We start from the raw sequence: 5,325 nt of genomic DNA, 5'->3' as shown, positions 1-5,325 counted from the left end.
GGCACCGGGACGAACGCGGCGCCGCAGCGATCACGGCACCGCGGCCATGACGGCGCCCCAGCGATCACGGCACCAGAAAAAACACGGCCGCGGGCGCCGTACGTGAGATCACGTGCGGCGCCCGCGGCCGTGTTGCGCGGGTCGCGACGCTCGAGCCGAGGGCTACGCCGACTTGCGCCGCGTGTCGCGAGGATGAACGGCGATGTTCATCGCCCCGGAACGCAGTACCGCGAGACGCTCCTCGAGAACTTCCTCGAGCTCCTCACGGGTGCGGCGCTCCATGAGCATGTCCCAATGCGTACGGGCCGGCTTCGCCTTCTTCTCCTCCGGTCCGTCACCGTCCACCAGGAGTGCCTGGGCCCCGCAGACCTTGCACTCCCACTCCGGCGGGATCTCCGCCTCGACCGAGAAGGGCATCTCGAATCGATGCCCCTTCTCGCATGCGTACTCCACCGCCTGGCGCGGGGCCAGGTCGATGCCGCGGTCGGTCTCGTAGCTGGTCACCACGAGGCGCGTGCCGCGAAGAGCTCGCTCACTCATGAATCGTGCCTCCCGGGCTTGTCGCCCACAGGACAGGTGTCGCTGTCGTCGTCATCCGGCTCAACGTCCGGTCGGCGGTAAAGATTCCCGTTCCACGCGAATGCGTCGCCGTCGTAGCCGCCCCTTGTTGTACCCACCATCGCCCGGTTTGTCACATCTGGCGGGAGATGTCACTCGACGTCGCGGCGCCTTTGTCGCGCAGTAACGGTACGCCTGGCAGGCCAAACGCGTACACTACCGCCCCGCCGTCTCCGGGTCCAAAAGCATCAGAGCTTCTCCGGAACCGTGTTCCCCGCCTCGGCGACCGCACGCCGCACAGGAATGCGAGCGAGGAGCAGGAATCCGAGCGCGAAGAAGGCCACCAGGGAGATGATCGCGTCCCGGTAGCTGCCGGTGAGCTGGTACGTCAGTCCGAAGACCAGGGGGCCGAGCCAGCTCGTGCCGCGGTCGCTGATCTCGTAGGCGGCGAAGTACTCGGCCTCCTTGCCCGGCGGGACCAGGTGGGAGAAGAGCGAGCGGGACAGCGCCTGGCTGCCGCCCATGACCAGGCCGATCCCGGACGCCAGCGCGAAGAACCAGACCGCGTTCCCGGAGGGCATGAAGTAGGCGGCGGCCACCACCAGGGTCCAGGCGGCCAGTGAGCCGAGGACGGTGCGCTTGGCGCCGTGCCGCCTGGCGATCCGGCCCAGCGCCAGCGCGCCGGCCACGGCCAGCACCTGCACCAGCAGCACCGCCGTGATCAGCGTGGACTGCTCCAGCCCCAGTTCCTCGGAGCCGAAGATCGCCGCCTGCGAGATCACCGTCTGGATGCCGTCGTTGTAGACCAGGTAGGCGAGCAGGAAGGCGAGGGTCAGCGGGTGGCGGCGCATGTCGCGCAGCGTCTCGAGCAGGCGGCGCGGGGTGGAGGCGGAGGACTCCGCGTCCGGCGCCCTGCGGTCGCGCAGCCGGCGCAGCGGAACGAGGGCGAACACGCCCCACCACACGCCCGCCGAGGCCAGACAGATGCGGACCGCGGTCGACTCGGTGAGACCGAAGGAGTCGTGCATCGTGTACAGCACCAGGTTCAGGACGAGCATCAGCGCACCCGCCGCGTACCCGAACGCCCAGCCCTTCGACGAGACCGCGTCACGTTCCTCGGGCGTGGATATCTGCGGCAGGAAGGCGTTGGAGAGCATGGCCGCCACCGACTGCGAGGCGTTGGCGACGATCAGCAGCAGGCCGCCCAGCAGGTAGCGGTCGCCGTCCAGGAAGAACATGGCGGTGGTCGCGGTGGCGCCCAGGTAGGCGAAGAGCCCCAGCAGCGGCTTCTTCCGGCCGGTGCGGTCCGCGACGGCGCTCACCACCGGCATCACCAGCACCGCGACGACCACCGACAGGGACACGGTGTAGGCGAAGAACGAGCCCGCGCTCACGGGGATCCCGAGCGGGTGGACCAGCCCCTCCTCGTCGGCGGCGGCCTTGGTGACCGAGGTCAGGTAGGGGCCGAGGAAGACGGTGAGCACGCTGGTGGAGTAGACCGAGCAGGCCCAGTCGTAGAAGTACCAGCCGCGCTGCTCGCGCCGACGTCCGTCGGCCGTGCCGGCCCCGTCCGTCCGCACTGTGATGCTGCCCACCCGAACCTCGCTTCGCGCCGATGGGAGCCGCGCGTGGTCAGGCCCAGACGCCCCGGTCCTCCATCACCGCGCGCAGCGTGTCGATGTGATCGGTCATGATGCCATCGACCCCTTGGTCGAGGAGCCTGTGCATTTCTACGGAATCGTTGATCGTCCACACGTGTACCTGCAGGCCGCGGGCGTGTGCCGCCCGGACGAAACGGCGGTCCACCACCGGGATGCCGGACTGGGCGACCGGGACCTGGGCGGCCAGCGCGGACGTCCGCGGGCCGACGGGCAGCCCCCAGGAGCACAGCCGCAGACCGAGGACGCCGGCGGTGCCGAGCGAGGTGGCCAGCCGGGGTCCGGCCAGCCGCTGTGCACGTGCCACCCGGGACTCGGAGAACGACCCCACGCACACCCGGTCCCAGGAGGCCGTGGCCTCCAGCAGCTCCAGCAGGGGGAGCAGCGCCCCCTCCTCCTTGACGTCCACGTTCCAGCGGACGCCGGGGAAGGTCTCCAGCAGTTCCCCGAGCAGCGGCACCGGCTCCCGGCCCGCCACCCGTGCCTGCCGGACCTCGCTCCACGGCAGCTCGGAGATCCGGCCGGTGCCGTCGGTCACCCGGTCCAGGGTGTCGTCGTGGAAGGCGACCAGCACGCCGTCGGCCGTGACGTGGACGTCGGTCTCCATGTACCGGTAGCCGGCGTCGGCGGCGCGCCGGAACTGGGCGGCGGTGTTCTCCAGCCCGTCGGCGTCCCCGCCGCGGTGCGCGAAGGCGATCGGGCCGGGGTGGTCCAGATACGGGTGGCGGGTGCGGGTCGTCGTCACGGACGCAGTATCGCGCCCTCGGGGGCCGGCGCCGGGAGGGGGCCCGCGGTGACCCCGCCGGGGCCAGGGGCCGGTTCCGGCTCCGGCTCCTGCTCCTGCTGGGAGCCGGGCCGCGCGCGGGCGGGTGTGAAGAGACGGAGGAAGAACTGGATCAGCGGGCCGATGGCCAGCGCGTACAGCAGCGTGCCCGCGCCGACGGTGCCGCCCAGCAGGAAGCCGGTCACCACGACGGCGAGCTCGATGCCGGTGCGCAGCAGGCGGAGGGAGCGGCCGGTGCGGTGGTGCAGTCCCGTCATCAGGCCGTCCCGCGGACCCGGACCGAAGCCGGCGGATATGTAGAGGCCGGAGGCGAGGCCGTTGAGGACCAGCCCGGCGAGCAGCAGGAACCAGCGGGGCAGGAGCCCGTCGGTGCCGGGGACCAGGGCGAGGGTGGCGTCCATGGTGAGGCCCACCACGAAGACGTTGGAGACGGTGCCCAGCCCGGGCCGCTGGCGCAGGGGGATCCAGAGCAGCAGGACCAGGGCGCCGACCACGACGGAGACGGTGCCGACGGTCAGGCCGGTCAGTTCGGACACGCCCTGGTTGAGGACCCCCCAGGGCTCGAGACCGAGTTCCGCGCGCAGCAGCAGCGCGCAGCTCGCCCCGTAGAGGGTGAGACCGAGGTAGAGCTGGACGAGGCGGCGGGCGAGCAAGAGGAACCCCCTGTGGTGTTCGTGGACCGGTGCGTGCCACTCTGTGGCTTGTGGGACACGGCTCGACAGGGCCAATTCGGGGAAGGTGGACTGGACGCATGCAACGGTGGACCTCGGTGGTGGGCGCCCCCCAACTGGCCCGGCAGCTCGCCTCGCAACAGCAGCGGCCGCCCCGGCCCGGAGACCGCCGGCTGCCCGCCTACCGGGCCCTCGCCGACGGCATCCGGCTGCTGGTGCTCGAGGGCCGGGTCCCGGTCGCCGCCCGGCTGCCCGCGGAGCGGGAACTCGCCTCGGCGATCTCGGTCAGCCGCACCACCGTCGCCGCCGCCTACGAGGCCCTGCGGGCCGAGGGCTTCCTGGAGTCACGGCGCGGCGCGGGCAGCTGGACCGCCGTCCCGCCCGGCAACCCGCTGCCCGCCCGTGGTCTGGAGCCGCTGCCGCCGGAGTCCCTCGGCACCCTCATCGACCTGGGCACGGCCGCGCTGAACGCCCCCGAGCCGTGGGTGACCCGTGCCGTCCAGGGAGCCCTCGGCGACCTGCCGCCGTACGCCACCACCCACGGCGACTACCCGGCCGGCCTGCCCGCGCTGCGCGCCACCATCGCGCGCCGGTACACCGAGCTGGGCGTGCCCACCATGCCGGAGCAGGTCATGGTGACCACCGGCGCCATGGGGGCGATCGACGCCATCTGCCACCTCTTCGCCGGGCGCGGCGAGCGGGTCGCCGTGGAGTCGCCCAGCTACGCCAACATCCTCCAGCTGATCCGTGAGGCCGGCGCGCGACTGGTGCCGGTCGCGATGGGCAAGGGCGTCACGGGCTGGGAGATGGAGCGCTGGCGCCAGGTGCTGCGCGAGTCCGCGCCGCGGCTCGCCTACGTGGTCGCCGACTTCCACAACCCGACCGGCGCGCTCGCCGACGAGGAGCGCAGGCGGCTCCTGGTCGACGCCGCCCGGGCGGCGGGCACGGTCGTGGTCGCCGACGAGACCATGCGGGAGCTGCGGCTGGACGAGGACGTGGAGCTGCCCCGGCCGATGTGCGCCTTCGACCCGGCCGGCTCCTCGGTGATCACGGTGGGGTCCGCCAGCAAGGCGTTCTGGGCCGGGATGCGCATCGGCTGGGTCCGCGCCGCGCCCGAGATCATCCGGTCGCTGGTCGCCGCCCGCGCCTACGCCGACCTCGGCACGCCGGTGCTGGAACAGCTCGCGGTGGCCTGGCTGATGGACACCGGGGAGTGGGAGGACGCCGTCGCCTGGCGGCGCGCCCAGGCCCGCGAGAACCGGGACGCGCTGGTCGCCGCGGTCCGGCGGGAACTGCCGTCCTGGGAGTTCACGGTGCCGGCCGGAGGGCTCACCCTCTGGGTCCGGGCGGGCGGGCTCTCCGGTTCACGGATCGCCGTCGCCGGGGAGCGGGTGGGCGTCCGGGTGGCCTCCGGACCCCGGTTCGGGGTCGACGGGGCGTTCGAGGGGTACGTCCGGCTGCCGTTCACGGTGGGCGGCGCGCTGGCCGACGAGGCGGCCTCGCGGCTGGCCGACGCCGTCCGCCTGGTGGAGACCGGGGCGCCGCTCGGCGTGGAGGCGACCCGCGCGTTCGTGGCCTGACGGAGGGCGGGCCGCGACGTGCGCCCGCCGCCTACAGTTCGGCCCGGGCCGGCTCCGAGGGTTCGGCCTCCGTC

General features: G+C 72.8%; 5 protein-coding genes. 1 reads left to right on the top strand and 4 read right to left on the bottom strand.

The window, feature by feature from the left end:
• Positions 1-162: 162 nt before the first annotated feature.
• From HW445_RS17575 to HW445_RS33615, 4 genes are all read right to left on the bottom strand, one after another.
• Complete coding sequence (locus HW445_RS17575) at positions 163-540, bottom strand: RNA polymerase-binding protein RbpA (RefSeq protein WP_108957122.1); 378 nt, start codon at positions 538-540, stop codon at positions 163-165.
• 266 nt (positions 541-806) lie between these two features.
• Positions 807-2,153, bottom strand: a complete 1,347-nt coding sequence (locus tag HW445_RS17570; protein WP_151774923.1) for an MFS transporter — start codon at positions 2,151-2,153, stop codon at positions 807-809.
• Positions 2,154-2,190: 37 nt separating this feature from the next.
• Positions 2,191-2,961, bottom strand: a complete 771-nt coding sequence (locus tag HW445_RS33620) for a glycerophosphodiester phosphodiesterase (RefSeq protein ID WP_308799372.1) — start codon at positions 2,959-2,961, stop codon at positions 2,191-2,193.
• On the bottom strand, positions 2,958-3,653 hold the full coding sequence (locus HW445_RS33615) for a YitT family protein (protein ID WP_257231136.1): 696 nt from the start codon (positions 3,651-3,653) through the stop codon (positions 2,958-2,960). Before HW445_RS33615 ends, HW445_RS33620 begins: the two co-directional genes overlap by 4 nt.
• A gap of 98 nt (positions 3,654-3,751) precedes the next feature.
• Between HW445_RS33615 and HW445_RS17560 the strand changes: the two genes are divergently transcribed.
• Entirely contained in the window at positions 3,752-5,251 is a 1,500-nt protein-coding gene (locus HW445_RS17560; RefSeq protein ID WP_180221955.1) for a PLP-dependent aminotransferase family protein, read from the top strand.
• Positions 5,252-5,325 lie beyond the last annotated feature (74 nt).

Origin of the sequence: Streptomyces sp. UH6 (assembly GCF_013421635.1) — a bacterium.
GTDB classification, from domain to species: domain Bacteria; phylum Actinomycetota; class Actinomycetes; order Streptomycetales; family Streptomycetaceae; genus Streptomyces; species Streptomyces abyssomicinicus.
The sequence above is the reverse complement of the archived record's forward strand: the minus strand, read 5'-3'. Positions and strand labels throughout refer to the sequence as shown.